The following is a 24,195-nucleotide window of genomic DNA, read 5'->3' on the forward strand; positions in this document are numbered from 1 at the left end:
ATCGCGCCGGATGGACGTAGCATCCCGCCCATGACCAGGACCGACGGACAGATGTTCCCCGCCTCGTGGCCGGACCGCATCCGGGCGCTGACGAGCGGGGAACTGGTCCCCGTCACGCCGCGGCGGGCGGCGACCGTACTGCTGCTGCGGGACACCGACGCCGGCGGACCGGCCGTCCACATGCTGCGCAGACGCGCCTCCATGGCCTTCGCCGGGGGCGCGTACGCGTATCCGGGCGGCGGCGTGGACCCGCGCGACGAGCGTCCCGTGGGGTGGGCCGGGCCGTCGCTGGCGGCGTGGGCGGCAGCGCTGGGGGCGAGCGAGGCGGTCGCGCAGGCCGTGGTGTGCGCGGCGGTGCGGGAGACCTTCGAGGAGTCGGGGGTGCTGCTCGCCGGGCCCGACCCCGAGACCGTCGTCGCCGACATCACCGGGGCGGACTGGGAGGCGGACCGGGCCGCGCTGGCCGCTCACCACCTGTCCTTCGCCGACTTCCTGGCCCGCCGCGAACTCGTCCTGCGCTCCGACCTGCTCGGCCCCTGGGCGCGCTGGATCACCCCGGAGTTCGAGGAGCGCCGCTACGACACCTGGTTCTTCCTCGCCACCCTCCCGGCCGGGCAGCGCACGCGGGACGTGTCGGGCGAGGCCGACCACACCGTGTGGCTGCCGCCCGCCGAGGCCGTCGCGGGCTACGACCGCGGCGAACTGAGCATGCTGCCGCCGACCGTCACCACGCTGCGCGACCTGCTGCCGTACGCCTCTGCCGCGGACGCGCTCACCGCCGCGGGTGACCGGGACCTCACCCCGGTCCTGGCCCGCGCCGCCCTCGACGAGCACGGCGACGTCGTCCTGACCTGGCCGGGACACGACGAGTTCACCCGCTTCATCCCGGGCACGGCGGGCCCGCTGCCGGACCGGGGCCAGGGCCAGTTCCAGGGTCAGGGCCGGGACCCGGACCAGGCTCAGGACCAGACTCAGGACCAGGACCGGGCTCAGGACCCGGCGCGGAGCGAGGACCCGGACCGGGCCCAGGACGAGGGAGCGGGCCGATGACCGCCGCGAAGCCGCCCGGCGAGCCGCAGGCCACCATCGGCGGGCGGGCCACCGCCCGCGCCCTGTGCGTGCTGGCGCCCAACCCCTCGGCGATGACCCTGGACGGCACCAACACCTGGATCGTGGCAGAACCCGACTCACCGCTGGCCGTCGTCATCGACCCCGGCCCGCTGGACGAGGGCCACCTCGCCCACGTGGTGGAGGTCGCCGAGCGGGCGGGCAAGCGCGTCGCCCTCACCCTGCTCACCCACGGCCACCCCGACCACGCGGAGGGCGCGGCCCGCTTCGCCGAACTGACCGGCACCCGCGTACGGGCCCTGGACCCGGCGCTGCGGCTCGGCGACGAGGGCCTGGCCGCGGGCGACACCGTCACCACCGGCGGCCTGGAACTCCAGGTCGTCCCCACACCCGGCCACACCGCCGACTCGCTCTCCTTCCACCTCCCGGCCGACGGCGCCGTCCTGACCGGCGACACCGTGCTGGGCCGCGGCACCACCGTGGTCGCGCACCCCGACGGGCGGCTCGGCGACTACCTGGACTCGCTGCGGCGGCTCCAGGCCCTGACGGTCGACGGCGGGGTGGACACCGTGCTGCCCGGGCACGGCCCCGTGCTCACCGACGCCCGCGGCGCCGTCGAGTACTACCTCGCCCACCGCGCGCACCGGCTCGCCCAGGTCGAGACCGCCGTCGAGTCGGGGCTGCTCACCGCCGCCGACGTCGTCGCCCACGTCTACGCCGACGTCGACCGCTCCCTGTGGCCCGCCGCCGAGCTCTCCGTCCAGGCCCAGCTGGCCTACCTACGCGAACACGGACTCATCGATCTGCCATGACACCCACCCCTCCCGCGTCACCCGCCGCCCCTTCGCCCGGACCCGCCTTCGAGCCCTGGTCGCCCTCCTTCGTCGCCGACCCCTACCCGGCCTACGAAGCCCTGCGCGCGGCTGGCCGCGCGCACTGGTTCGAGCCGACCAGGCAGTGGCTCATCCCGCACTACGACGACGTCAACGCCCTGCTGCGCGACCGCCGTCTGGGCCGCACCTACCTGCACCGCTTCACCCACGAGGAGTTCGGCCGCGAGGCGCCGCCCGCCGAGCACGAGCCGTTCACCACGCTCAACGGCAATGGGATGCTGGACCTCGAAGCCCCCGCGCACTCCCGCATCCGCCGCCTGGTCGCCAAGGCCTTCACCCCGCGCACGGTGGAGAATCTGGCCCCCACCGTCGAGCGCCTGGCCGCCGGACTCATCACCTCCCTGCACGCCGACGGCGGCGGCGACCTGCTCTCCCGGGTCGCCGAGCCGCTGCCGGTCGCGGTCATCGCCGAGATGCTGGGCATCCCGGCCGCCGACCGCGGTCTGCTGCGGCCCTGGTCGGCGGCGATCACCGGGATGTTCGAGCTGAACCCCACCGAGGAGAGCGCCCGCCGCGCGGTCACCGCCAGCGAGGAGTTCTCCGCGTATCTGCACGAACTCATCGCCGCCCGGCGCACCGACCCCGGCGAGGACCTGATCAGCGCGCTGATCGCGGCCCGCGAGGACGGGGACGTGCTCAGCGAGCAGGAGATGATCTCCACCATCGTGCTGCTGCTGAACGCGGGCCACGAGGCCACGGTCAACACCACCACCATCGGCTGGCTCACCCTCTTCCACCACCCCGACCAGCTCCAACTCCTCTACGACGCCCCCGACCGGCTGCGGGACGGCGTGGACGAGATGCTGCGCTACGACACCCCCTTGCAGATGTTCGAACGCTGGGTGCTGGACGACATCGAGGTCGGCGGCACGGTCATCCCGCGCGGCTCCGAGGTCGCCCTGCTCTTCGGCTCCGCCAACCGCGACCCGGCCCGCTTCACCGACCCCGACCGCTTCGACGTCACCCGCCCCGCCGCCGACAACCGCCATGTCAGCTTCGGCGCGGGCATCCACTACTGCCTCGGCGCCCCGCTGGCCCGTCTCGAACTCGGCGCGTCCTTCGGCACCTTCCTGCGCCAGGCGCCCGGCCTGCGGCTGGTCGCCGAGCCCGCCTGGAGCCCCGGCTATGTGATCCGCGGACCGGAGGAGCTGCTGGTCACCTGGTGACGGCGCGGGATCGCGCGCAGGGCCGTGGGGCGGACGGGCGGACGGGCGCAGGACCGTACGGCGGCCCCGCGCGCACGCCCCCTGCGCGGATCGCCGCGGGTCAGCCGGTGACGAGGTCGCGGCGGCGCAGCCCGGCCAGGCCGGCCGCGAGGGTCCCGGCGGCCACGAGTATCAGCCAGGCGTACGGCGTCGCGGTGATCTCGCCGCCGGGCAGCTTCGGCACGTGGGTGAACGGCGACAGGTCGAGCAGGGGCTGCGGCAGCCGCAGCACCGGGCCGAGCTGGCCCATCATCACGAAGAGCCCGAGCAGGCCCCAGGCGGCCGTGGACGCCCTCGGCAGCAGGCCGAACAGCAGGGTGCCGAGCCCGATCAGCACCCACACGGCGGGCGCCTGCGCGACGGCCGCCCCGATCAGCCGGGGGACCTGCCCGCCGATGTCGTCGATGGCGCCGCCGTAGGCCAGGCCCATCAGCAGGCCGCCGGTGGCCAGCAGGACGACCGTCCCGAGCAGCGCGTGGACGAGGTGGCTCGCGGCCCAGCGCACCCTGCCGACCGACTGGGCGAGCACGGCCTCCGCGCCCTGCCCGGTCTCCTCGGTGCGCAGCCGCAGCACGCTCTGCACGGCGAAGACGGCGGCCATGATGCCGAGCAGGCCCATCGCGGTCGACAGGAACGCGTCGGTCAGGCCCTGGTGGCCCCGCCGATCAGATCCCCGACGGAGTCGGTGACCGAGCCGTAGACCCCGCCCGCGACCGCCAGGCCCGCGGCCCACGCGTACAGGGTGCCGCGCTGCAATCGCCAGGCCAGGGCGAGGGGTCCGTTCAGCGAGCGGGCCGCCCGCGCGGGTCCCGGACGGGCGGGCAGCAGACCGGCCCCGGTGTCCCGGCGGGCGACCAGCGCGTACGCGGCGCCGCAGGTCAGTACGGCGAAGGCGGCGGCGGGCAGCAGCACCCACCACGCCTCGTCGGCGTACGGATGGAGGTGTTCGAGCCAGCCCAGCGGCGAGATCCACACCAGGGGCGAGGAGGAGTCGGTGGTCGCGGCGTCCCCGGCGGCGCGCAGCAGGAAGGCGCCGCCGAGCACGGCTCCCGCGACACCCTTGGCGAGCCGCGCGGTCTCGGTGACCTGGGCGGTCACCGCGGCGACCCCGGCGAACATCATGCCGCCGACCGCGAGGGCGAGGGCGAGCGCGACCGAGCCCGTCAGGCTCTGGCCGAGCACGGTCATGCCGCACAGGACGACCAGGGCGATGGCGACGTCGGCGGTCGCGGCGGCCGACAGGGCGGCGGTGAGCGGGGCCCGGCGGTCGACCATGGTCGCGCCGAGCATGTCCTGGCGGCCGGTCTCCTCTTCCTCACGGGTGTGCCGGACGACGATCAGCATGCTCATCAGCCCGGTGAGGGACGCGCCGAGCACGCCCATCCGCCAGCCGGTGAGCGCGCCGATCGTGTCCCAGTCGTAGATGGGTCCGAAGAGCGCGCGCAGCGGCGCGCTGGCGTTGGTGCTGCGCGCGAGGTCCGCGCGTTCGGCCTGGTCGCCGTAGAGCGTGCGGAAGGAGGCGGCGGTGCCGATGACGGACGCGGCCAGCACGTACAGCCAGGCCGGGATCATCAGCCGGTCGCGGCGCAGGGCCAGTTGGGTGAGGGCGCCGGTGCCCGCGAAGCCGCTCATCGGGGCGTCGCCTTACGCGGACCGGTCGCGGACATCCCGTCGGGCCCGGACGGCGTACCGGATGCGGACGTACCGGTCGCGGGCGCCCCGCCGGGTCCGGACGGCGTACCGGCCCGGCCCTCGGCAGCCGACGCGTGACCGTCGACGTCCGGGTCCTCGTAGTGCCTGCGGAACAGCTCCTCCAGGGTGGGCGGGCGGCTGGTGAGGCTGCGGACGCCGGTGTCGGCGAGGGCGCGCAGCAGGGCGTCGAGCTTGTCGGTGTCGGCCTGGAGGGTGACGTGGTGCCCGCTGACGTCCACGTCGTGCACGCCGGGCAGTTCGTCGAGGCCGCGCGGTGGGGCGGCCAGCTCCGCGGTGACGCTGGTGCGGGTCAGATGGCGCAGCTCGCCGAGGGCGCCGGTCTCCACGGTGCGGCCCTGGCGGATGATGCTGACCCGGTCGCAGAGCGCCTCGACCTCGCTGAGGATGTGGCTGGACAGCAGCACGGTCGCCCCGCGGTCCCTGGCCTGCTCCACGCAGCCCTGGAAGACCTCTTCCATCAGCGGGTCGAGTCCCGAGGTCGGCTCGTCCAGGATCAGCAGGTCGGCGTCCGAGGCGAAGGCGGCGACCAAGGCGACCTTCTGCCGGTTGCCCTTCGAATACGCGCCGCCCTTCTTCGTCGGATCCAGCTCGAACCGGTCGAGCAGTTCCTGTTTCCGGCTCGCGGCACCGCCGTCGGCCCGCTCGCCGGTCTCCCCGCGCCCGCGCCACCGGCCGCGCGCAGCGCCTCCGCCGCCTCCGCCGCGCAGTCTGCCGAAGAGGTCGATGATCTCGCCGCCGCTGAGATTGGGCCACAGCGTGACATCGCCCGGCACGTAGGCGATCCGCCGGTGCAGGGCCACCGCGTCCCGCCACGGGTCGCCGCCGAGCAGCCGGGCCTCGCCGCCGTCGGCTCTGATCAGGCCGAGCAGGACGCGGATCGTGGTGGACTTCCCCGCCCCGTTGGGACCCAGGAAGCCGTGCACCTCGCCGGTGCGGACGGACAGGTCGAGTCCGTCGAGTGCGTGTGTGCGGCCGAAGGTCTTGTGGAGCCCGGCCACCATGATTGCGTCCGTCATGCTTGTGAAGCTACAGTACATTCAGAAATTTGTGAAGATGACGAAGCGGATAAACTTCACTCAGCGTGACTTGGGCGGATCGGACGAGGGAGGCGGCGGCCATGGCGGACCCGCGGGACGAGGAGAGACCTGCGGAGGTGCTGACCTTCATCGAGCGCTTCGCCGCCGAGATGGTCGAGGCCGGAATGCAGCGGATGGCAGCCCGGGTCTTCTCCGCGCTGCTCGTGTCCGAGAACGGCGCGCTCAGCTCCGCCGAGCTGAGCGAAAGGCTCCAGGTCAGCCCGGCCGCGGTCTCCGGCGCCGTGCGCTACCTCGCCCAGGTCGGCATGGTGCACCGCGAGCGCGACCCCGGCTCGCGCCGCGAGCTGTACCGGGTGCACCACGACCAGTGGTACGAGACGTTCACCAGCCGCAGCGGCGTCCTCGCCCGCTGGGAGAACACCTTGCGCACCGGAATAGACACCGTCGGCGAGGAGACGGACGCGGGTCAGCGGCTCGCCGAGACCGCCGCCTTCTTCGACTTCCTGCAAAGGGAGCTCGGCGCGATGATGGACCGCTGGCGGGAGCACAAGGCCACGATGTGACGCGCGGCCCGCTGAAACGCTCCTGCCGCCCTCAGCGCGGCACCGTCAGCCGCCACGCCGACCGCTCCACCGTCCACGTACGGCTGCGCACCGGCCCGGTGACGGCGGAGTCCGCGCGGTAGCGGAAGTCCCGGCCCGAGACGGTGATGGTCCGCGCCTGCGCGCGTACGTGCTCCGCGCCCTCCGTACGGCGGACGAAGACCTCCGCCACGCCCGACGGCGAGGTGCGGACCGAGATCTCCTGCACCGGCTGGTCCAGATCGGCCAGCAGCACACCGTCGGCCTCCACGCGCAGCCGTTGCCGCGGCTGCTGACCGTTGACCGGGATCGGCGCGGTGAGGGTGCGGACCAGGGAGCGGGCGGTCTTCTCGACCGGCGTCCACCAGTGCGCGGCGGTCTGCGAGACCGGGGTGCCGCACGGGATGCTCAGCGTGCCGAGCACGATCCCGCCGCTCTCGTCGACCAGCAGGTCGAGCTCCCGCTCGACGCCGTCGAGCACCGCCCGCGCCGCCGCCAGCACCTGGCCCGGCACCCCGAGGCCGCGGGCCAGCGCGGACCGCGGCCCGATCGGCACCAGCGCGACCGGCGCCTCCCCGAGCGTGCGGTCGCGGTGCAGCGCGCGCACCATCCGCAGCAGCGCCGCGTCGTCGCCGAGCACCACAGGGTGACGGCGACCGCGGTGCGCCAGCGCGCGCTCCGCCTCCTCGGCGGAATCCGGGACGCAAACTTTTACGGAGTACGCGCCCGCGCACAGGACATCTTTGGCGATCCGCACGGATTCGCCGTCGACCGCGCGTGCCGCGGGGTCGATGACCAGGAGCAGGGGGTGCCCCCGGTCGGAGTCCGGGGGAGGATGCCCAGGAGACACGGCCGACACCTTGGTCCTTCCTCAGGTAAAATCTCGGTGCAAGAGCCCCTTGCGCCTTTGCGTCAGGGGCTTCGTCTATTCCGGGGCAGGTTCGACGGCTCTCTGCACGTTGGACATGCCCCGCCCGGAAGGGGTGTACGCCTGTGCCCGCACTTGTGCTGCTCGGTGCTCAGTGGGGTGACGAGGGCAAGGGGAAGGCCACCGACCTGCTCGGTGGCTCCGTGGACTATGTGGTGCGATACCAGGGCGGCAACAACGCCGGCCACACGGTCGTCGTCGGCGACCAGAAGTACGCACTGCATCTCCTCCCCTCCGGAATCCTGTCACCGGGGTGCACCCCGGTCATTGGGAACGGTGTCGTCGTCGACCCGGCGGTCCTGCTCTCCGAGCTGAGCGGGCTGAACGAGCGCGGTGTCGACACGTCCAAGCTCCTGATCAGCGGTAACGCGCACCTGATCACGCCGTATCACCAGACCATCGACAAGGTGACGGAGCGGTTCCTCGGCAACCGCAAGATCGGCACCACCGGGCGCGGCATCGGCCCGGCCTACGCCGACAAGATCAACCGGGTGGGCATCCGCATCCAGGATCTGTTCGACGAATCGATCCTCCAGCAGAAGGTCGACGCGGCGCTCAGCGAGAAGAACCAGGTGCTGGTCAAGCTCTTCAACCGGCGCGCGATCAGCACCGCCCAGGTCGTCGAGGAGTACCTCGGCTACGCGGAGCAGATCAGGAGCTACGTCGCCGACACGACCCTGATCCTCAACAACGCGCTCGACGAGGGCAAGGTCGTCCTGATGGAGGGCGGCCAGGGCACGCTCCTCGACGTCGACCACGGCACGTACCCCTTCGTCACGTCGTCCAACCCGACGTCCGGCGGCGCCTGCACCGGCAGCGGTATCGGCCCCACGAAGATCAGCCGGGTGATCGGCATCCTCAAGGCCTACACCACGCGTGTGGGCTCCGGACCGTTCCCCACCGAGCTGTTCGACGCGGACGGCGAGCGACTGCGCACCGTGGGGCACGAGTTCGGCGTCACCACCGGGCGCAACCGGCGCTGCGGCTGGTTCGACGCGGTCATCGCCCGTTACGCGACCCGGGTCAACGGCCTCACCGACTTCTTCCTCACCAAGCTGGACATCCTCACCGGCTGGGAGCAGATCCCGGTCTGCGTCGCGTACGAGATCGACGGCCGCCGGGTCGAGGAACTGCCCTACAGCCAGTCCGACTTCCACCACGCCAAGCCGGTCTACGAGTACCTGCCCGGTTGGACGGAGGACATCAGCAAGGCCAAGTCGCTCTCCGACCTGCCGAAGAACGCGCAGGCGTACGTGAAGGCGCTGGAGGAGATGTCGGGCGCGCCGATCTCCGCGATCGGCGTCGGCCCCGGCCGTACCGAGACGATCGAGATCAACTCGTTCCTCTAAAACGGCCCCAGGTCCCAGGCCCCGGTTCCGGTTCCGGTTCCACAGGTAAGCCCCGCTCACCCAGGTGAGCGGGGCTTACCTGTGTCCGTACGCGGTCAGTGGTCGACCTTGGTGTACGTCAGCGGCGCCTTGCTCGTGTCGAGGTTGTCGCGGCGCAGATGGGTGTCGTCCACCAGGGTGAGCGTGGTGCCGTCGCCGGGGCTGCACGAGGACGCGGGCGTCCCCGTCACCACCTGCGACGGGCTCAACTCGACCGGCGGGCCCACCGAGACGACGTGCATGGACCAGAAGCAGGCGTAGGAGGCGCTGTCGCCCGACAGTTCCACGGAGCCGTCCGCCTTCACCGTCAGCGTCCGGGTGTTGTCGCCCGCGTCGTCACTGGTGAAGGAGGTCCGCCAGGTGCCGACCATGCCGCTGGGCACCGCCGCGTTCGCGGGGTCCGCCTGGCCCGGCGACGTCCGCGCGGGACCCGAGACCGGCGGGGACGTCGGACCGGTGGGTGTGCTCACACCGGGGTCCGGATCGGCCGTGTTCTTCGTGCCCCCCTGGCCCGCGATGTACGCGGTCACGCCGCCCGCGACGACCACCAGGGCGACGATCGCCGCGATCAGCGGCCCGCGCCGCGTCTTGCGCGGCCCGCCCGCGTCCGGCCCTGCCGGCGGAGGTTGCGTGTACGTCGGCGGGGGCGGCGTCGGACCGGCCGGGGGCGCGTACGAGCCGTAGGTCGGTGAGTACGCGGTCGGCGGCGGTTGCCTGACCGGGGTCGCGCCGTCGGTGCGCGCGCCGGTGTCCGAGAGGTGGCCGGGGTCCGCCCGTGTCGGCGTGGGGGCGCCCGGTCCGCCCGCGGCCACGACCCCCACGTCCAGCTCCGTGGGCGTGGGGGACTCCGCCGCCGCCTCCACCTCCAGCAGCCGCACCGCGTGCCGTCCGAGCTGCGCCACGATCGCGCCGGACAGCCACGGCTCGGCGGTCGAGTCCTGCGCCGCGCTGTCGTGGCTCCCGCCGTCCGCCTCGCCCAGCCGCTCCAGCACCCGCGCCAGCGAGGGCCGCTCCTCGGGCTCCTTCACCAGGCAGGCGGCCACCAACTCGCGCAGCCCGTCGGGCACTTCGTCCAGGTCGGGCGGCTCCTGCACGATCCGGAACATCTGGGCGTGCACACCGCTGGCCGCCGCGCCGAACGGCTGGAGACCGGTCGACGCGTAGGCCAGCACCGAGCCGAGGCAGAAGATGTCGCAGGCGGGCGTCACCCGGTCGCCGCGCACCTGCTCGGGCGACATGAAACCGGGGGAGCCCACCATGGCGCCGGTATAGGTGAGGGAGCCGCCGTCGACGACCGTCTCCAGGGCGCGCGCGATCCCGAAGTCGATCACCCGCGGACCGTCGATGGTGATCATCACGTTCGAGGGTTTGAGATCGCGGTGCACCAGACCGGCGGCGTGGATGTCGCGCAGCGCGTGCGCGAGCCCGGAGGCGAGCACCCGCACCGAACGCTCCGGCAGCGGACCGTACTCCTTGACCACCTGGCTGAGCGAGGGCCCCGCCACATAACCGGTCGCCACCCACGGGACCTCGGCCTCGGTGTCGGCGTCCAGCACCGGCGCCGTCCACTTCCCGCCCACCCGGCGCGCGGCCTGCACCTCACGGCGGAAACGGGTGCGGAACTCCTCCTGGGACGCCAGTTCGTCGCGGACCAGCTTCACCGCCACCGTGCGCCCGCGCTCGGAACGCGCCAGGTAGACGATGCCCATCCCGCCCACCCCGAGCCTGCCCAGGAGGCGGTACGCGCCGATCGACCGCGGATCGCCGGACCTCAGCTCGTCCATCGTCGCTCTTCCCCGTCCCGCTCCGCACTGTGCGGCTCCGTCCCGGCACCGCGCCGCCGCCCACCCGTACGGCGAAGAATAAGCGTATGAACGGCAGGGGGTCAGAGGTGTTCCCCGTTCCGCTCGCCGCGCATACGCGTACGGGCTTCGCATATCGTGTGCGGCAGTCACCCGCGCGTACGAACGTACGAATCACCGGAGTACGTGGGCGCGCGCGACGCACAAGGACGACGAAGGAGACGGCATGCCGGACGGCGGCGTATCGCCTGTGCGGCGCAGCAGTCTGCGCCAGCAGATCGCCGACGCCCTGCGCGACGAGGTGCTGACCGGACGGCTCCAGGCCGGCCGCCACTTCACCGTCAAGGAGATCGCCGAGCTGTACGGCGTCTCCGCGACCCCCGTCCGCGAGGCCCTGGTCGACCTCGCGGCACAGGGACTGCTCGAAGTCGAGCAGCACCGCGGCTTCCAGGTCCGCCGTTTCACCGCGCAGGACTTCCGCACCCTCACCGAAGCGCGGCTCTTCGTCGTCGAGGCGTCCTTCCGGCGGATGGCCGAGGTCGGCATGGGCGACGTGCCGCCCGACGCCATCGCGTCCGTGCGGCGCCGCGCCGAAGCCGCCGCCCGCGCCGCCCGCTCCGGTGTCCTCGACATCCTCATCGGCTGCGACCTGCGCTTCTGGCGCGAGTTGACCGCCCTCGGCGGCAACCCGCACATCTGCGAATTCCTCGACCGCATGCGCACCCAGACCTGGATCTACGCCGTCCCCCACCTGCGCGCCCTGCACGACACCGCCGGGGTCTGCTGGTCCGACCACGTCGCCCTCGTGGACGCCGTCGCCGCCCGCGACACCGCGACCGCCCGGCAGCTCACCCTGGAGCACAGCGACCACACCAGCGCCCTCATCGAAAAGCTCGTCCCCGCCCGGCCATGACGCGACCGGCGCGGGCGTTTTAGGCTGTACGCCCCCGACCGGATGGAGTGTTCGTGGCCTGCGACTTGTGGCTGGTGCCCCTCGTGGACGTGCTCTGCCACAGCCCGGAAAACCCCTTCTCCGAGGAACTCGCCCGATACGACAAGGCGTTGAACGACGCCGGACAGCCGCCCGTCCCCGTCTACAACTACATGCCGGGGCTGTCGGGCGACGTCGGCCCGATCGCGTGCTTCGACTACGACGCCCTGCACTTCCTGCGCCGCGCCTATCTGCTCAGCCTCCAGGGGCTCGAGGTCACCCCGGTCGACGCCCTCGGCGGCGACTACGAACAGCTCCTGGAGATGTTCGAGGCCACCGCCCAGCGGTCGCACCTGGTCTGGCACTACGACCACGCGGGCGCGTACGTCCCCCTCGACTTCCCCCAGCCCGTCGTCAACGACGAACTCCTCGAAGGCGGCGGCCCCCTCGGCTCCAGCCACGGGCTGCTGCGCGAACTCGAATTCGTGGCCCCCGTCATCGGCATCGACCCCGCCAACCCGCCGCTGCCGCCCGCGCCGCCCGAACACCACACCACTCTTGAGGAGCCGGCCGTCTCACCGGTCGTGGGCAACGGGCCGTTCGCGCGGGAACACCACGTGTGGCTCGGCCTGCACGCGGCGGCGACGCGGAGCCTGGGCCAGGGCTCGATGATCGTCTTCAGCTAATCGCACCGGGCTCCTTGGCGAGCCGCACCGCGCTGCCTGGCGAGCCGCACCCGGCCACCCCGGCCACTTGGCGAGCCGCCCCCGGCTACCTCGGGCTCTCCGGCGGCCGTTGGCGCGGCATGTTGGGGCGCGTGCTCGGGTGCGCCAGGCGCGGACCCGGCGACGGCTCCTGGCGGCTCGGCCACCAGGCGGCGGACTGGGTGCGCAGCGGAGCGCCGGAGGTGTGGCCGCCGAATTCGACGATCCAGTCGGACGTCTCCATCCGGACGAGGTCGGCCAGGTCGTCGCAGAAGCGGCGCAGGATGGCCAGACAGCGTTCCGCGGCCTCGGCGGCGGTGCCCTCGGTGGGGCCGAGGACCTCGCGGACGCTCTCGGAGGCCCAGTCGAAGCGCAGGGACTCCAGGCGGCGCTGGACGGCCTGGGCGGTGGCGACGTCGCGCATCCACCCCGAGGTCAGGCCGAAGAGGCGGTCGGTGCCGAGGCAGACACCCGCCAGGAGCAGCGCGAGATAGCCCCAGCTCGCGCTGGTGTCCGCGGTGCCGGTCAGCTCCACCAGCGGCAGGGCGGCGCCGGCGGTGCCGAAGAGGACGGCGCCCAGACGCAGGGCGCGGGCGCCGCGGCGCTTGCGGACGCGGTCGTCGAGGTACCAGTCGGCGGTGCGCAGGGCGCCCGTCTCGGCCCAGCGGTACAGCTCCGCCAGGCGTTCCGCGGGCTCGCCCCAGTCGCCGAGCGGGAACGGCAGCGCCCGTAGGTCCTCGTGCTGATGGTGCAGCGCCCGCCGCTGAGGCTCGTCCCGAGGTGCTTCCTCGGGAAACATGTCCGGCTGGCTCACTGCACGCTCCCTCGTATGGCCCCAAGGGCCCCTCGTGGACCTCATATGCGGCTTTCGGCGCCGGATGTCCGGCCCGGTGGTGAAGCACTCTTCTTACCGCCGAACGGCTGAGCGCGGGGTAGCGATCTCCGGATATCCGCCCATACGGGCAGCGTGATCAGGTATAGGCCGATGAATGCGGTCGCTCGAAAGAGTGAGGGCGGCCCGCCGCCCCGCGGCCCACTACCCTGGTGCGCGTGAAGGTCCTTGTCATCGGCGGCGGCGCCCGCGAACACGCCCTGTGCCGCTCCCTCTCGCTCGACCCCGACGTCACCTCGCTGCACTGCGCGCCCGGCAACGCCGGAATCGGCGAGGTCGCCGAGCTGCACCAGGTCGACGCCCTCGACGGCGCGGCCGTCGCAGAACTCGCCGTCTCCCTCGGCGCCGACTTCGTGATCGTGGGGCCCGAGGCCCCGCTGGTCGCCGGGGTCGCCGACGCGGTACGGGCCAGCGGCATCGACTGCTTCGGCCCGTCGGCGCGGGCCGCGGAGCTGGAGGGCTCCAAGGCGTTCGCCAAGGACGTGATGGCGGCGGCCGGGGTGCCGACCGCGCGCAGTTACGTCTGCACGACGGCCGACGAGGTCGACGTGGCGCTCGACGCCTTCGGCGCGCCCTATGTCGTCAAGGACGACGGGCTCGCGGCGGGCAAGGGCGTGGTCGTCACCGGCGACCTGGCCACCGCCCGCGCGCACGCGCTGAGCTGCGACCGGGTGGTCATCGAGGAGTTCCTCGACGGCCCCGAGGTGTCGCTGTTCGCGGTCACCGACGGCGAGACGGTCGTACCGCTCCAGCCCGCGCAGGACTTCAAGCGGGCGCTGGACGACGACGAGGGCCCCAACACCGGCGGTATGGGCGCCTATTCGCCGCTGCCGTGGGCCGACCCCAAGCTCGTCGACGAGGTCGAGCGGACCGTGCTCCAGCCGACCGTGGACGAACTGCGCCGCCGCGGCACGCCCTTCGCGGGCCTGCTCTACGCCGGTCTCGCCATCACCTCGCGCGGTGTGCGGGTCATCGAGTTCAACGCGCGCTTCGGCGACCCCGAGACGCAGGTCGTACTCGCCCGGCTCAAGACGCCGCTGGCCGGACTGCTGCGGGCCGCGGCCACCGGGCAGCTCGCCGCCTTCCCGCGGCTGCGCTGGAGCGACGGCGCGGCGGTGACCGTGGTCATCGCCTCGTACAACTACCCGGACACCCCGCGCACCGGCGACCCGATCTCCGGGCTCGCGGACGTCGCCGAGAAGGACGAGCACGCGTACGTCCTGCACGCGGGCACCCGGGAGGACGACGGGCGGATCGTCAGCGCGGGCGGCCGGGTGCTGTCGGTCACCGCGACCGGTTCCGACCTCGCCAAGGCCCGTGACCGGGCCTACCGCGCGGTCGACCGGATCGGTCTCGACGGTGGCCACCACCGTACGGACATCGCCGCGAAAGCGGCCGGTCTCTGACCAAAGCCACTCCAAGGAGTGATGACTCGGCCATAAGGCTGACTCCTTCCCGGCGCCGAACTAGGGTGCCCCGAAAGCGCACTGCGGGACATTGCGGCAATCAGCCGTACGGCCATTGCGATGTCCGTGGGCGGTGCGACAGTGGGGGGAGGCCGCCATCGGGGCGGTCACCACAGCGCAGGGGGTGAGTCGCCGATGGCCGGAGAAGCAGGTGAGGCGGTCGCGCGCTCGCGTGCCCTGGCGGTGCTCCGGGTCCGGGGCGCCGCGCTCGGCGCGGCCCTGCTGCCCGCCGCCGTCGCCGTCGTCCTGCACGCGGGCGGCGCGACCGGCCGGATCGGCTCGCGCTGGGACGGTGTGCGCTGGGGGATGACCGGTGGCGCGCTCGTGGTGCTGCTGGTCGCGGCGGCCGTCGCGGCGGTGATCGTACGGGCCAGGCCCGCGGTCAGTCCCGCGGTGCCGGTGGCCGAGACCGCCGCGCCCGACCTCTACCGGATGGTCCGCGACCTGGCGGAGCGGATGGAGGTGCCCGCGCCGTCGGCGATAGAGCTGACGCCGGACTGCGACAGCTGGCTGGAGGAGCGCAGGGCCGACCGGCCCGCGGGCCGCAAGGCCAGGAAGGCCGCCAGGGAAGAGGGCAGGCGGACCGCGCCCGTGCTGGTGATCGGCTCGCCCTTCATGTGGTGGATGCGGATCGCGGAGCTGCGCGCGCTGCTCGCGCCCGTGGTGGCGGGCACGGGACCCGCCGCCGATCCGGAGATAGCGGCCGCCCGCCGCTTCGTGCGCGGCCTCGACGCGGCGGCCGGAGTCGCCGCGCACGGCCGCGAGGGCACTGTGCTGCTGCGACCGGTGTTCGGCGTCCTCGGCTGGACGGTCCGGCTGCTGCTGAACGGCTGCCGTGTCCATGTCGCCGAGATGGAGCGGGGCGTTGCCGCCTCCGCCTCCGAGCGCGCGCAGGCCGTCGACTACGGGCTGCGGATCGTCGCCCAGGAACAGGTGGGCCTGGCCTACGCGGGCTGGGACCGGCTGCTCACCCGCGTCGCGCTGCCCGCCTGGCGGATGGGCCGCTGGCCGTCCCGGCTGGACGCCGGGGTGGTCGCCGCGCTCACCGAGCTGTCCCGGCGCGACCGGCTCGCCGACGGCTTCGAGACCCGGCTGGGCGAACGCCCGGCCTGCGATCTCCTGGAGGAGCCCGGCGCGATGGACGAGGCCGTCTCGCTGCTGGCCGCCCGGCTCTTCCACGCGGGCCCGCAGCGGCCCGGCCCCGACTGGGCGCCGGTGAGCTGGAACGGCTATCCGGACGAGGTCGTCGACCGCATCTGGCGCACCGAGGCCGCCCGGCTGATACGCGTCCTGGACGAGGTGCCGCCGCCGGAGCCCGGCATCGCCGCCGCGGCCGAGGAAGAGGACGAGGGACCGGCCGCGATCGGCGGCGGGCGCCGCAGCGGCCTGCTCCTCGGCGACCGGGCCATGACCGGGCCGACCGCCGCCGCCCGCACCTCGGCGGCGGAACGGGCCGCCGCCGCGCTCGCCGACGAGCCGGGCCGCGCCACCCTCACCCGCGTCATCGAGCGGCTCTCGCGCGGCGGCAGCGAGGAGCTGGCCGCCAGGATCGGCGCGCTCGCCGCCCGCGACGAGGCGGCCCGGCACGCCGCGACGGCCGAGAACGCCAAGGGCGGCGGAAACGGCGGCGGAAGCGGGGGCGGAACGGGCGGCGGTACGGAGGAAACCCCCGTGCCCGTCTCCCCGTTGCTGCCGCCCCGCACCGGCCGTGAGCTGCTGACCGACCACGTCACCGCCGTCGTCTGCTGCGCCGCCGTGGACACCGCGGGCGCCGACGCGGGCCTGGACTGGCTGGACGGCCCCACGCTGCTCGTCGGCGGCGCCCGTCGGGCCGATCTGACCTGGCCGGTGCTCCGCCTGGTCGAGAACGGCGACGCGGCACCGCTGCGCTCCTGGCTCAGGGCCGTCGGCGTCCGCCCCGACAAGCCGATCCGGCTGGTGTGATCAACCGACGTATTGCGCCGTCGTGATCGACGGGCGTGACCCGTCGTCGTGATCGACCGACGTGACGCGCCGTCGTGACCAACCGACGTGACGCGCCGTCATGATCAACCAATGTGACAAGCGCCACGTCGCCCCCGCGTGAGCGCCGTCCGGGGGCGGTGCGTTTCGGCCACGACCGCACACCGCCCGGCACCGCCTCGCGCGCCGCCCCGCGGCGCGCCACACGGCGCGGAACCCGCCCGGCTTCTGGCCCGTACCGCCCGCTCCCGACCGCTCGGAGCGCGCGGCGCGACCTCTTGACCTGGGTCATGTGACGTTCACCACACGCCGGTTGACCGAATCTGCTTCACTCGTCGCCCGATCCGTTCCGATAATTCACCACGAACGGTAACCGGTGCGGTGCTTTCTGTGATGTGCTGGGTATGTGCGCCGCACTATTGCACCGCATGGGTGAACCACGGGTGGAGCGGGGAACCGCGGGAGCCGGCGCGGCCGGGGATCGGGTGAGGGAGGGGCTTCGATGAGTACGGACCAGATCCGACGGTGGGAGTCCGGAGCGCATGCCCACGGGGTCTCCGACCCCTTCGGCCAGGGCCCGCTGCCCTGGCTGCGCGGCGCCTCCCAGTACCTGGACGACGACGGCCAGGTCGTCCCCTGGTACGTCGACCTGGCCGTGAGCAGCGGCGACGCCGCGCACCGACCGCGCTTCCCCGGACCGCGTACCGCCGACGACGTACGCCGTCAGATCAAGGGCTTCGCCTCCGCGGGATCCGTGGTGCCCGGCGAGGCCATCGACTTCCGGATCACCGTGGACCCGCCGCAGGAGTTCACGGTCGACGTCTACCGGATCGGCCACTACGGCGGCGACGGCGCCGCGAAGATGTCCGCGAGCCCCCGGCTGTCCGGCATCGTCCAGCCCGCGCCGCTGGCCGCCGGAAGGACGGTTTCCTGCCACCACTGGTGGCAGTCCTGGCGGTTGCAGATTCCCACGTACTGGAACACCGGCGCGTACGTGGCCGTCCTCACCACCGCCGACGGCTACCGCAGCCACGTCCCCTTCACCGTCCGCGCCACCCACGAGGCGGACCTGCTCCTGCTGATGCCCGACGTGACGTGGCAGGCGTACAACCTCTACCCCGAGGACGGCAGGACCGGCGCCAGCCTGTACCACGCGTGGGACGAGAAGGGGCAGCTCCTCGGCGAGGAACAGGCCGCCACCACCGTCTCCTTCGACCGCCCCTACGCGGGCGCCGGGCTCCCGCTGCACATCGGCCACGCCTACGACTTCGTACGCTTCGCCGAGCGCTACGGCTACGACCTCGCGTACGCCGACGCCCGCGACCTGCACGCGGGCCGTATCGACCCCACGCGCTACCGCGGCCTGGTCTTCCCCGGCCACGACGAGTACTGGTCCAAGCCGATGCGCCGGGCCGCCGAGACCGCGCGCGACGCGGGCACCTCGCTGGTCTTCCTGTCGGCCAACACCATGTACTGGCAGGTCGAGCTGGCCGCGTCCCCGGCCGGGGACGCGGACCGGTTGCTGAGCTGCCGCAAGCGCCGCGGCGACAACAAGGGCCGCACCGCGCTCTGGCGCGACCTCGGCGAGCCGGAACAGCTCGTGCTCGGCGTGCAGTACGCGGGCCGCGTCCCCCAGCCGTCGCCGCTCGTCGTCCGCAACGCCGAGCACTGGCTGTGGGAGGCCACCGGCGCCACCGAGGGCGACGAGATCGACGGCCTGGTCGCGGGCGAGGCCGACCGCTACTACCCGCGCGCCCCGCTGCCCGAGAGCATCGAGCGCATCCTGCTGGCCCACTCGCCGTACGAGTCCACCGACGGCCGCCGCTGCCACCAGGAGACCTCGCTCTACCAGGCCCCCAGCGGCGCGTACGTCTTCGCCTCCGGCACCTTCGCCTGGTCCCCGGCGCTCGACCGCCCCAACCACGTCGACCCGCGCGTCCAGCGCGCCACCGCCAACCTCCTCGACCGCATCTGCAAGCACGACTGAGGGGTGGGTCCGCCGGAGCCTGCGAGCCGGAGGCGGCGCGCCGGGTCCAAGCCGCCGGAGGCGAGCGGGCGGCGAAAGGAGGAGCCCCCGCGCGCTCCAGCTGTCCCGATAAGCGAGAATCGGGAGCTGAACCGCCGAGTGGGGAGGACGACCCGTGTCCGGATTCGTCGAGAAACCCGAGCCTGTCCAGGTGCCGGGACTGGTACATCTGCACACCGGCAAGGTGCGCGATCTGTACCAGAACGCGGAGGGCGACCTGGTGATGGTCGCCAGCGACCGCACCTCCGTCTACGACTGGGTGCTGCCCACCGAGATCCCCGACAAGGGCCGGATTCTCACGCAGCTCTCGCTGTGGTGGTTCGACCTGCTCGCCGACATCGTGCCCAACCACGTGATCTCCACCGAGCTGCCCGAGGGCGCCCCCGCGCAGTGGGCGGGCCGCACCATGGTGTGCCGTTCGCTGCGCATGGTGCCGGTCGAGTGCGTCGCACGCGGCTATCTGACCGGCTCCGGCCTGGTCGAGTACAACCGGGACCGCACGGTGTGCGGCCTCGCGCTCCCCGAGGGCCTGGTGGACGGCTCCGAGCTGCCCGCGCCGATCTTCACCCCCGCCACCAAGGCCGAGGTCGGTGAGCACGACGAGAACGTGTCGTACGAGGAGGTCGCCCGCGAGGTCGGCGCCGAGACCGCGACGCTGCTCCGGCAGACCACGCTGGCCGTCTACGGCAGGGCCCGCGACATCGCGCGCGAGCGGGGCATCATCCTGGCCGACACGAAGTTCGAGTTCGGTTACGACGAACAGGGCACGCTGGTCATCGCCGACGAGGTGCTGACCCCCGACTCGTCCCGCTTCTGGCCGGCCGACCTGTGGGAGCCGGGCCGCGCGCAGCCGTCCTTCGACAAGCAGTTCGTCCGCGACCACCTCACCGACCCGGCGCTGGGCTGGGACCGCAACGGCGAGGAGCCGCCGCCCGGCCTGCCCGCCGAGGTCGTCGAGCAGTCCCGCGCCCGCTACGTGGAGGCGTACGAGCGCCTCACCGGCACCGCCTGGTCGTAGCACCCCGGCGCGGAAGCGGAGAGACGACGAAGGCCCCGGTCGTGGTGACCGGGGCCTTCGCGATGCTGGAGCGGACGACGAGATTCGAACTCGCGACCCTCACCTTGGCAAGGTGATGCTCTACCAACTGAGCCACGTCCGCAGGCCGTGCAGACACTGTACCCGATCGGACGCGGCCATTAGAAACCGATATATCCCGTCGCCCCGTGACGCGCCGAGCGGACGCCCGGCGATGCGCCGAGCGGACGCCCGGATACGACGAAGGCCCCGGTCGTGGTGACCGGGGCCTTCGTGACGCTGGAGCGGACGACGAGATTCGAACTCGCGACCCTCACCTTGGCAAGGTGATGCTCTACCAACTGAGCCACGTCCGCATTGCTGCGGTCACTCTACCCGATCCATAGGACCGGCCGGAGCGACCAGAGCGGGCGACAGGAATTGCACACTGCCCCTCCCCCCTGGAAGGGGGGCGCTCTGCTACTGAGCTACACCCGCGTGACCTCCGCTGACCTGGCCTTTCCGGCCCTGCCCTCGGCGTGCTCCACACACTAGCGGAAGGGTGGGGGTGGCTGTCCAGTCGGCACCACCGCCCCCGCCCGTTCGCCCGGCGGTTGTCAGTGAGTTGTCGCGGAACCGTCAACTGGCCTTGTTGAACGCTTCGTAGACCTTCTTGGGGATGCGCCCGCGGGCCGGGACCTCGAAGCCGTTCGACTGCGCCCAGGCGCGGACGGTGGCCGGGGTCGGGGCGATCGGCGTGCGCTTGTAGGCGCGGCCCGAAAGGGTGCGGCGGCGGCCGGCCTCCACGTAAGGAGCCAGGTCATTGCGCAGCTTGTCCGCGTTCTGGGACGAGAGGTCGATCTCGTACCACTGACCGTCGACGCCGAATGCGATGGTTTCCGCCGCTTCTCCGCCGTCCAGGTCGTCGGCGAGGGTGACCAGTACGCGTTGCGCCATAGGGATGTGGTCCTTTCGTACGCCATCGGCCTTGCCGGGGCCCGGCGATCGCACGCGGCCCGTGTGTCGTGGCGGTCGCGAGCGGGAACGGTCGCGACCGGACGCAGGGCCCCGGTGTCACGGGTGGGCCGACAAGTCGAGTGTCGACAAGTTTTCATTTGTACGATGCCACGAAATGGGCACCGCGTGATACATCGTGACACCTGTTAATTCCCCCGGGTGCCGCTTCGTAATCGGGACCCTATGTTTCACCTACGGGTTTCCCCAAGCATTTCGGCGGCCGATACATAAACGTGATCAGTGATCTAGGGGTGCGCTAGGGGTCGCGTTCATATCTACTCGCGTAGATTTTCGCACCGGGTACGCTGAGAGAACCTCACGCACCACACCACCGGGAGTGCAAGTGGCACGCGTCGTAGTCGACGTCATGCTCAAGCCGGAGATCCTCGACCCCCAGGGCCAGGCGGTGCAGCGAGCACTGCCGCGCCTGGGCTTCGACGGGATCTCCGACGTCCGCCAGGGAAAGCGCTTTGAACTAGAGGTCGAGGGGCCGGTCGACGACGCCGCCCTCGCCCGCATTCGCGAGATGGCGGAAACCTTTCTCGCGAACACCGTGATCGAGGACTTCGCCGTAAAGGTGGAGTCGTGACTGCGCGCGTTGGCGTCGTCACATTCCCCGGCACGCTCGACGACCGTGACACACAGCGCGCCGTCCGGGTCGCGGGCGCCGAAGCCGTACCGCTGTGGCACCGTGACAAGGATCTCCAGCAGGTCGACGCGGTGGTTCTGCCGGGCGGCTTCTCGTACGGCGACTATCTGCGGGCCGGCGCGATCTCGCGTTTCTCGCCGGTGATGGAAACGATCATCGAACAGGCGAAGGCCGGAATGCCGGTTCTCGGCATCTGCAATGGGTTCCAGGTGCTCACCGAGTCGCATCTGCTGCCAGGCGCGATGCTGCGCAACAACCACCTCCACTTCGTCTGCCGCGACCAGAAGCTGCGGGTCGAGACCAGCGCCACCGCCTGGACGTCGCAGTACGCGGACGGCCAGGAGATCTCCATCCCGCTGAAGAACATCGACGGCCGCTACACCGCCGCCGAGCGGGTGCTGGACGAACTGGAAGCCGAGGGCCGGGTGGTCTTCCGCTATCTGGACGGCAATCCGAACGGGTCGCTCCGTGACATCGCGGGCATCAGCAATGCCGCGGGCAATGTCGTCGGCCTCATGCCGCACCCCGAGCACGCCGTCGAGCCGCTGATCGGCACCGGCCGCACCGACGGCCTCGGATTCTTCACCTCGGTCCTGAAGAAGTTGGTCTCCGCATGACCCTCGATACCGTCAAGCACGCCGCCGAGACGCCCGAGGCCGGGCAGCCGTGGAAGGAACTCGGCCTCAAGGAGGACGAGTACGCCCGGATCCGCGAGATCCTGGGCCGCCGCCCGACCGGCGCGGAACTGGCGATGTACTCGGTCATGTGGTCGGAGCACTGCTCGTACAAGTCGAGCAAGGTGCACCTGAAGCAGTTCGGCGAGAAGGCCCCGCAGACCGACGCGCTGCTCGTCGGCATCGGTGAGAACGCGGGCGTCGTGGACGTCGGCCAGGGCTACGCCGTCACCTTCAAGATCGAGTCGCACAACCACCCGTCGTACATCGAGCCCTACCAGGGCGCGGCCACCGGCGTCGGCGGCATCGTCCGCGACATCCTCGCGATGGGCGCGCGGCCGGTCGCCGTGATGGACCCGCTGCGGTTCGGCGCGGCCGACCACCCCGACACCCGGCGCGTCCTGCCCGGCATCGTCTCGGGCGTCGGCGGCTACGGAAACTGCCTCGGCCTGCCCAACATCGGCGGCGAGGTCGTCTTCGACCCCTGCTACCAGGGCAATCCGCTGGTCAACGCGCTGTGCGTGGGCGTCATGAAGCACGAGGACATCCACCTCGCGCAGGCGTCGGGCCCCGGCAACAAGGTGATCCTGTACGGCGCCAGGACCGGCGGCGACGGCATCGGCGGCGTCTCGGTGCTGGCCAGCGAGACCTTCGACTCGACCGGCCCGTCCCGCCGCCCCGCCGTCCAGGTCGGCGACCCCTTCCAGGAGAAGCTGCTCATCGAGTGCACCCTGGAGATCTTCCGCGAGCAACTGGTCGCGGGCATCCAGGACCTCGGCGGCGCGGGCCTGTCCTGCGCCACCAGCGAGCTGGCCTCGGCCGGCTCCGGCGGCATGCGCGTCGAACTGGACACCGTGCCGCTGCGCGACGCGACGCTCTCGCCCGAGGAAATCCTCATGAGCGAGTCGCAGGAGCGCATGTGCGCGATCGTCGAGCCCGACAAGGTCGAGCGCTTCCTGGCGATCTGCGAGAAGTGGGACGTCATCGCCACCGTCATCGGTGAGGTGACCGAGGGCTCGCAACTGGAGATCTTCTGGCACGGCGAGCAGATCGTGGACGTGCCGCCGCGCTCGGTCGCGCACGACGGGCCGACGTACCACCGCCCGTACGCCCGGCCGGACTGGCAGGACGCGCTCCAGGCCGACGACGCGGGAAAGCTGCCGCGGCCCGGCACCTCCGCCGAACTGCGCGAGCAGGTGCTCAAGCTGGTCGGCTCGCCGAACCAGGCGTCCAAGGCGTGGGTCACCGACCAGTACGACCGCTTCGTGCAGGGCAACACGGTGCTGGCGCAGCCCGAGGACTCCGGCATGATCCGGATCGACGAGGAGACCGACCTCGGCGTGGCCATCGCCACCGACGGCAACGGCCGCTTCGCGAAGCTCGACCCGTACACGGGCGCGCAGTTGGCGCTCGCGGAGGCGTACCGCAATGTCGCCGCCTCCGGGGCCAAGCCGCTGGCCATCTCGGACTGCCTGAACTTCGGCTCGCCCGAGGACCCGGCCGTGATGTGGCAGTTCGCCGAGGCCACCCGCGGTCTCGCCGACGGCTGCCTCCAGCTCGGCACCCCGGTGACCGGCGGCAATGTGTCGCTGTACAACCAGACCGGCGACGTGGCGATCCACCCGACCCCGGTGGTCGCGGTGCTCGGCGTGATCGACGACGTCAACCGGCGTACGCCGATGGCCTTCAAGGACGAGGGCCACCTGATCTACCTGCTCGGTGACACCCGCGAGGAGTTCGGCGGCTCGGCCTGGTCGCAGGTCGTCCACGACCACCTCGGCGGTCTGCCGCCCGCCGTCGACCTGGACCGCGAGCGGCTGCTCGGCGAGATCCTGATCTCCGCGTCGCGCGACGGCATGATCGACGCCGCCCACGACCTCAGCGACGGCGGTCTCGTCCAGGCGGTCACCGAGTCCTGCCTGCGCGGCGGGCACGGCGCGCGGCTGGTCGTCCCGGACGGTCTGGACGCCTTCACGTTCCTGTTCTCCGAGTCCGCGGGCCGCGCCGTCGTCGCGGTGCCGCGCTCCGAGGAACTGCGCTTCACCGACATGTGCGGGGCGCGGGGGCTTCCGGCGGCGCGGATCGGCGTCATCGACGGCGACGAGATCGACGTGCAGGGGGAGTTCAGCATTCCGCTGGGCGAACTGCGCGCCGCGCACGAGGGGACGATTCCGGCGCTGCTCGCCTGAGCGTTCCGCTGATGTGACGGAAAAGTCCACCGGGTGCCCCGGCCGCGATGACGCG

Annotated in this window: 21 protein-coding genes and 3 tRNA genes; 14 read left to right on the forward strand and 10 right to left on the reverse strand. The window is 72.4% G+C overall.

Features of this window, described 5'->3' with window-relative positions; all coding sequences use genetic code 11:
- The first annotated feature begins 30 nt into the window (after positions 1 to 30).
- The 3 genes from ACZ4EF_RS00660 to ACZ4EF_RS00670 are packed head-to-tail and all read left to right on the forward strand — an operon-like array spanning position 31 to position 3,127.
- Entirely contained in the window at positions 31 to 1,050 is a 1,020-nt protein-coding gene (locus ACZ4EF_RS00660; protein WP_467502011.1) for an NUDIX hydrolase, read from the forward strand.
- Positions 1,047 to 1,880, forward strand: a complete 834-nt coding sequence (locus ACZ4EF_RS00665; protein WP_467502013.1) for an MBL fold metallo-hydrolase — start codon at positions 1,047 to 1,049, stop codon at positions 1,878 to 1,880. The genes ACZ4EF_RS00660 and ACZ4EF_RS00665 overlap by 4 nt, the downstream gene beginning before the upstream one ends.
- Entirely contained in the window at positions 1,877 to 3,127 is a 1,251-nt protein-coding gene (locus ACZ4EF_RS00670) for a cytochrome P450 (protein WP_467502015.1), read from the forward strand. Before ACZ4EF_RS00665 ends, ACZ4EF_RS00670 begins: the two co-directional genes overlap by 4 nt.
- Before the next feature lie 100 nt (positions 3,128 to 3,227).
- On the opposite strand, the gene ACZ4EF_RS00675 is transcribed toward ACZ4EF_RS00670, so the two are convergent.
- Genes ACZ4EF_RS00675 through ACZ4EF_RS00685 form a run of 3 tightly spaced genes read right to left on the reverse strand, consistent with a single transcriptional unit; the run spans position 3,228 to position 5,895 of the window.
- Positions 3,228 to 3,785: a hypothetical protein gene (locus ACZ4EF_RS00675; RefSeq protein WP_467502017.1), complete on the reverse strand. Its 558-nt coding sequence runs from the start codon at positions 3,783 to 3,785 to the stop codon at positions 3,228 to 3,230.
- Between the two features lie 23 nt (positions 3,786 to 3,808).
- Positions 3,809 to 4,798, reverse strand: a complete 990-nt coding sequence (locus ACZ4EF_RS00680) for an ABC transporter permease (protein WP_467502019.1) — start codon at positions 4,796 to 4,798, stop codon at positions 3,809 to 3,811.
- Positions 4,795 to 5,895: an ABC transporter ATP-binding protein gene (locus ACZ4EF_RS00685; protein WP_467502021.1), complete on the reverse strand. Its 1,101-nt coding sequence runs from the start codon at positions 5,893 to 5,895 to the stop codon at positions 4,795 to 4,797. The genes ACZ4EF_RS00680 and ACZ4EF_RS00685 overlap by 4 nt, the downstream gene beginning before the upstream one ends.
- A gap of 101 nt (positions 5,896 to 5,996) precedes the next feature.
- Here ACZ4EF_RS00685 and ACZ4EF_RS00690 point away from each other — a divergent pair, with 101 nt between their 5' ends.
- On the forward strand, positions 5,997 to 6,479 hold the full coding sequence (locus ACZ4EF_RS00690; RefSeq protein ID WP_355336119.1) for a GbsR/MarR family transcriptional regulator: 483 nt from the start codon (positions 5,997 to 5,999) through the stop codon (positions 6,477 to 6,479).
- Between the two features lie 31 nt (positions 6,480 to 6,510).
- On the opposite strand, the gene ACZ4EF_RS00695 is transcribed toward ACZ4EF_RS00690, so the two are convergent.
- Positions 6,511 to 7,356 carry a diacylglycerol kinase family protein gene (locus ACZ4EF_RS00695; protein WP_355336121.1) on the reverse strand — a complete coding sequence of 282 codons (846 nt, stop codon included), beginning with the start codon at positions 7,354 to 7,356 and terminating at the stop codon, positions 6,511 to 6,513.
- A gap of 134 nt (positions 7,357 to 7,490) precedes the next feature.
- Here ACZ4EF_RS00695 and ACZ4EF_RS00700 point away from each other — a divergent pair, with 134 nt between their 5' ends.
- A complete protein-coding gene (locus tag ACZ4EF_RS00700; RefSeq protein ID WP_355336123.1) occupies positions 7,491 to 8,774 on the forward strand; it encodes an adenylosuccinate synthase in 1,284 nt (427 codons plus the stop codon).
- A 95-nt stretch (positions 8,775 to 8,869) separates the two neighbouring features.
- On the opposite strand, the gene ACZ4EF_RS00705 is transcribed toward ACZ4EF_RS00700, so the two are convergent.
- Positions 8,870 to 10,597, reverse strand: a complete 1,728-nt coding sequence (locus ACZ4EF_RS00705; RefSeq protein ID WP_467502024.1) for a serine/threonine-protein kinase — start codon at positions 10,595 to 10,597, stop codon at positions 8,870 to 8,872.
- A gap of 244 nt (positions 10,598 to 10,841) precedes the next feature.
- Between ACZ4EF_RS00705 and ACZ4EF_RS00710 the strand changes: the two genes are divergently transcribed.
- Together ACZ4EF_RS00710 and ACZ4EF_RS00715 are read left to right on the forward strand one after the other, a co-directional pair.
- The gene (locus tag ACZ4EF_RS00710) at positions 10,842 to 11,528 is read left to right on the forward strand and encodes a GntR family transcriptional regulator (RefSeq protein WP_401314282.1); all 687 of its coding nucleotides are present in this window, start codon (positions 10,842 to 10,844) and stop codon (positions 11,526 to 11,528) included.
- A 53-nt stretch (positions 11,529 to 11,581) separates the two neighbouring features.
- The gene (locus tag ACZ4EF_RS00715) at positions 11,582 to 12,232 is read left to right on the forward strand and encodes a hypothetical protein (protein ID WP_188284155.1); all 651 of its coding nucleotides are present in this window, start codon (positions 11,582 to 11,584) and stop codon (positions 12,230 to 12,232) included.
- An 85-nt stretch (positions 12,233 to 12,317) separates the two neighbouring features.
- Here the strand turns inward: ACZ4EF_RS00715 and ACZ4EF_RS00720 are convergent, their stop codons facing one another.
- Entirely contained in the window at positions 12,318 to 13,064 is a 747-nt protein-coding gene (locus ACZ4EF_RS00720; protein ID WP_402710510.1) for an SLATT domain-containing protein, read from the reverse strand.
- A 236-nt stretch (positions 13,065 to 13,300) separates the two neighbouring features.
- Here ACZ4EF_RS00720 and purD point away from each other — a divergent pair, with 236 nt between their 5' ends.
- The 4 genes from purD to ACZ4EF_RS00740 all read left to right on the forward strand — a co-directional run bounded on the left by purD (position 13,301) and on the right by ACZ4EF_RS00740 (position 19,614).
- Complete coding sequence (gene purD / locus ACZ4EF_RS00725; RefSeq protein WP_355336130.1) at positions 13,301 to 14,548, forward strand: phosphoribosylamine--glycine ligase; 1,248 nt, start codon at positions 13,301 to 13,303, stop codon at positions 14,546 to 14,548.
- Positions 14,549 to 14,743: 195 nt separating this feature from the next.
- Positions 14,744 to 16,552 carry a hypothetical protein gene (locus ACZ4EF_RS00730; RefSeq protein ID WP_467502026.1) on the forward strand — a complete coding sequence of 603 codons (1,809 nt, stop codon included), beginning with the start codon at positions 14,744 to 14,746 and terminating at the stop codon, positions 16,550 to 16,552.
- Positions 16,553 to 17,072: 520 nt separating this feature from the next.
- A complete protein-coding gene (locus ACZ4EF_RS00735) occupies positions 17,073 to 18,557 on the forward strand; it encodes a N,N-dimethylformamidase beta subunit family domain-containing protein (protein ID WP_391042664.1) in 1,485 nt (494 codons plus the stop codon).
- 154 nt (positions 18,558 to 18,711) lie between these two features.
- Positions 18,712 to 19,614 carry a phosphoribosylaminoimidazolesuccinocarboxamide synthase gene (locus tag ACZ4EF_RS00740; protein ID WP_355336135.1) on the forward strand — a complete coding sequence of 301 codons (903 nt, stop codon included), beginning with the start codon at positions 18,712 to 18,714 and terminating at the stop codon, positions 19,612 to 19,614.
- 66 nt (positions 19,615 to 19,680) lie between these two features.
- On the opposite strand, the gene ACZ4EF_RS00745 is transcribed toward ACZ4EF_RS00740, so the two are convergent.
- From ACZ4EF_RS00745 to ACZ4EF_RS00760, 4 genes are all read right to left on the reverse strand, one after another.
- Positions 19,681 to 19,756 (reverse strand) — tRNA-Gly (locus ACZ4EF_RS00745).
- Positions 19,757 to 19,912: 156 nt separating this feature from the next.
- Positions 19,913 to 19,988, reverse strand: a tRNA-Gly gene (locus ACZ4EF_RS00750).
- Positions 19,989 to 20,037: 49 nt separating this feature from the next.
- Positions 20,038 to 20,109, reverse strand: a tRNA-Gly gene (locus ACZ4EF_RS00755).
- 141 nt (positions 20,110 to 20,250) lie between these two features.
- Positions 20,251 to 20,568: a histone-like nucleoid-structuring protein Lsr2 gene (locus ACZ4EF_RS00760; protein ID WP_188284161.1), complete on the reverse strand. Its 318-nt coding sequence runs from the start codon at positions 20,566 to 20,568 to the stop codon at positions 20,251 to 20,253.
- Positions 20,569 to 20,971: 403 nt separating this feature from the next.
- Between ACZ4EF_RS00760 and purS the strand changes: the two genes are divergently transcribed.
- From purS to purL, 3 genes are read left to right on the forward strand one after another with little or no spacing between them, the layout of a single operon-like run.
- Positions 20,972 to 21,217, forward strand: coding sequence for a phosphoribosylformylglycinamidine synthase subunit PurS (gene purS / locus ACZ4EF_RS00765; RefSeq protein ID WP_093716007.1), 246 nt, complete (start codon positions 20,972 to 20,974; stop codon positions 21,215 to 21,217).
- On the forward strand, positions 21,214 to 21,894 hold the full coding sequence (gene purQ / locus ACZ4EF_RS00770) for a phosphoribosylformylglycinamidine synthase subunit PurQ (RefSeq protein ID WP_355336137.1): 681 nt from the start codon (positions 21,214 to 21,216) through the stop codon (positions 21,892 to 21,894). Before purS ends, purQ begins: the two co-directional genes overlap by 4 nt.
- Entirely contained in the window at positions 21,891 to 24,140 is a 2,250-nt protein-coding gene (gene purL, locus ACZ4EF_RS00775; protein ID WP_391130439.1) for a phosphoribosylformylglycinamidine synthase subunit PurL, read from the forward strand. Before purQ ends, purL begins: the two co-directional genes overlap by 4 nt.
- The last annotated feature ends 55 nt before the right edge of the window (positions 24,141 to 24,195 follow it).

The sequence above is a fragment of the Streptomyces sp. NPDC025721 genome, assembly GCF_055558595.1.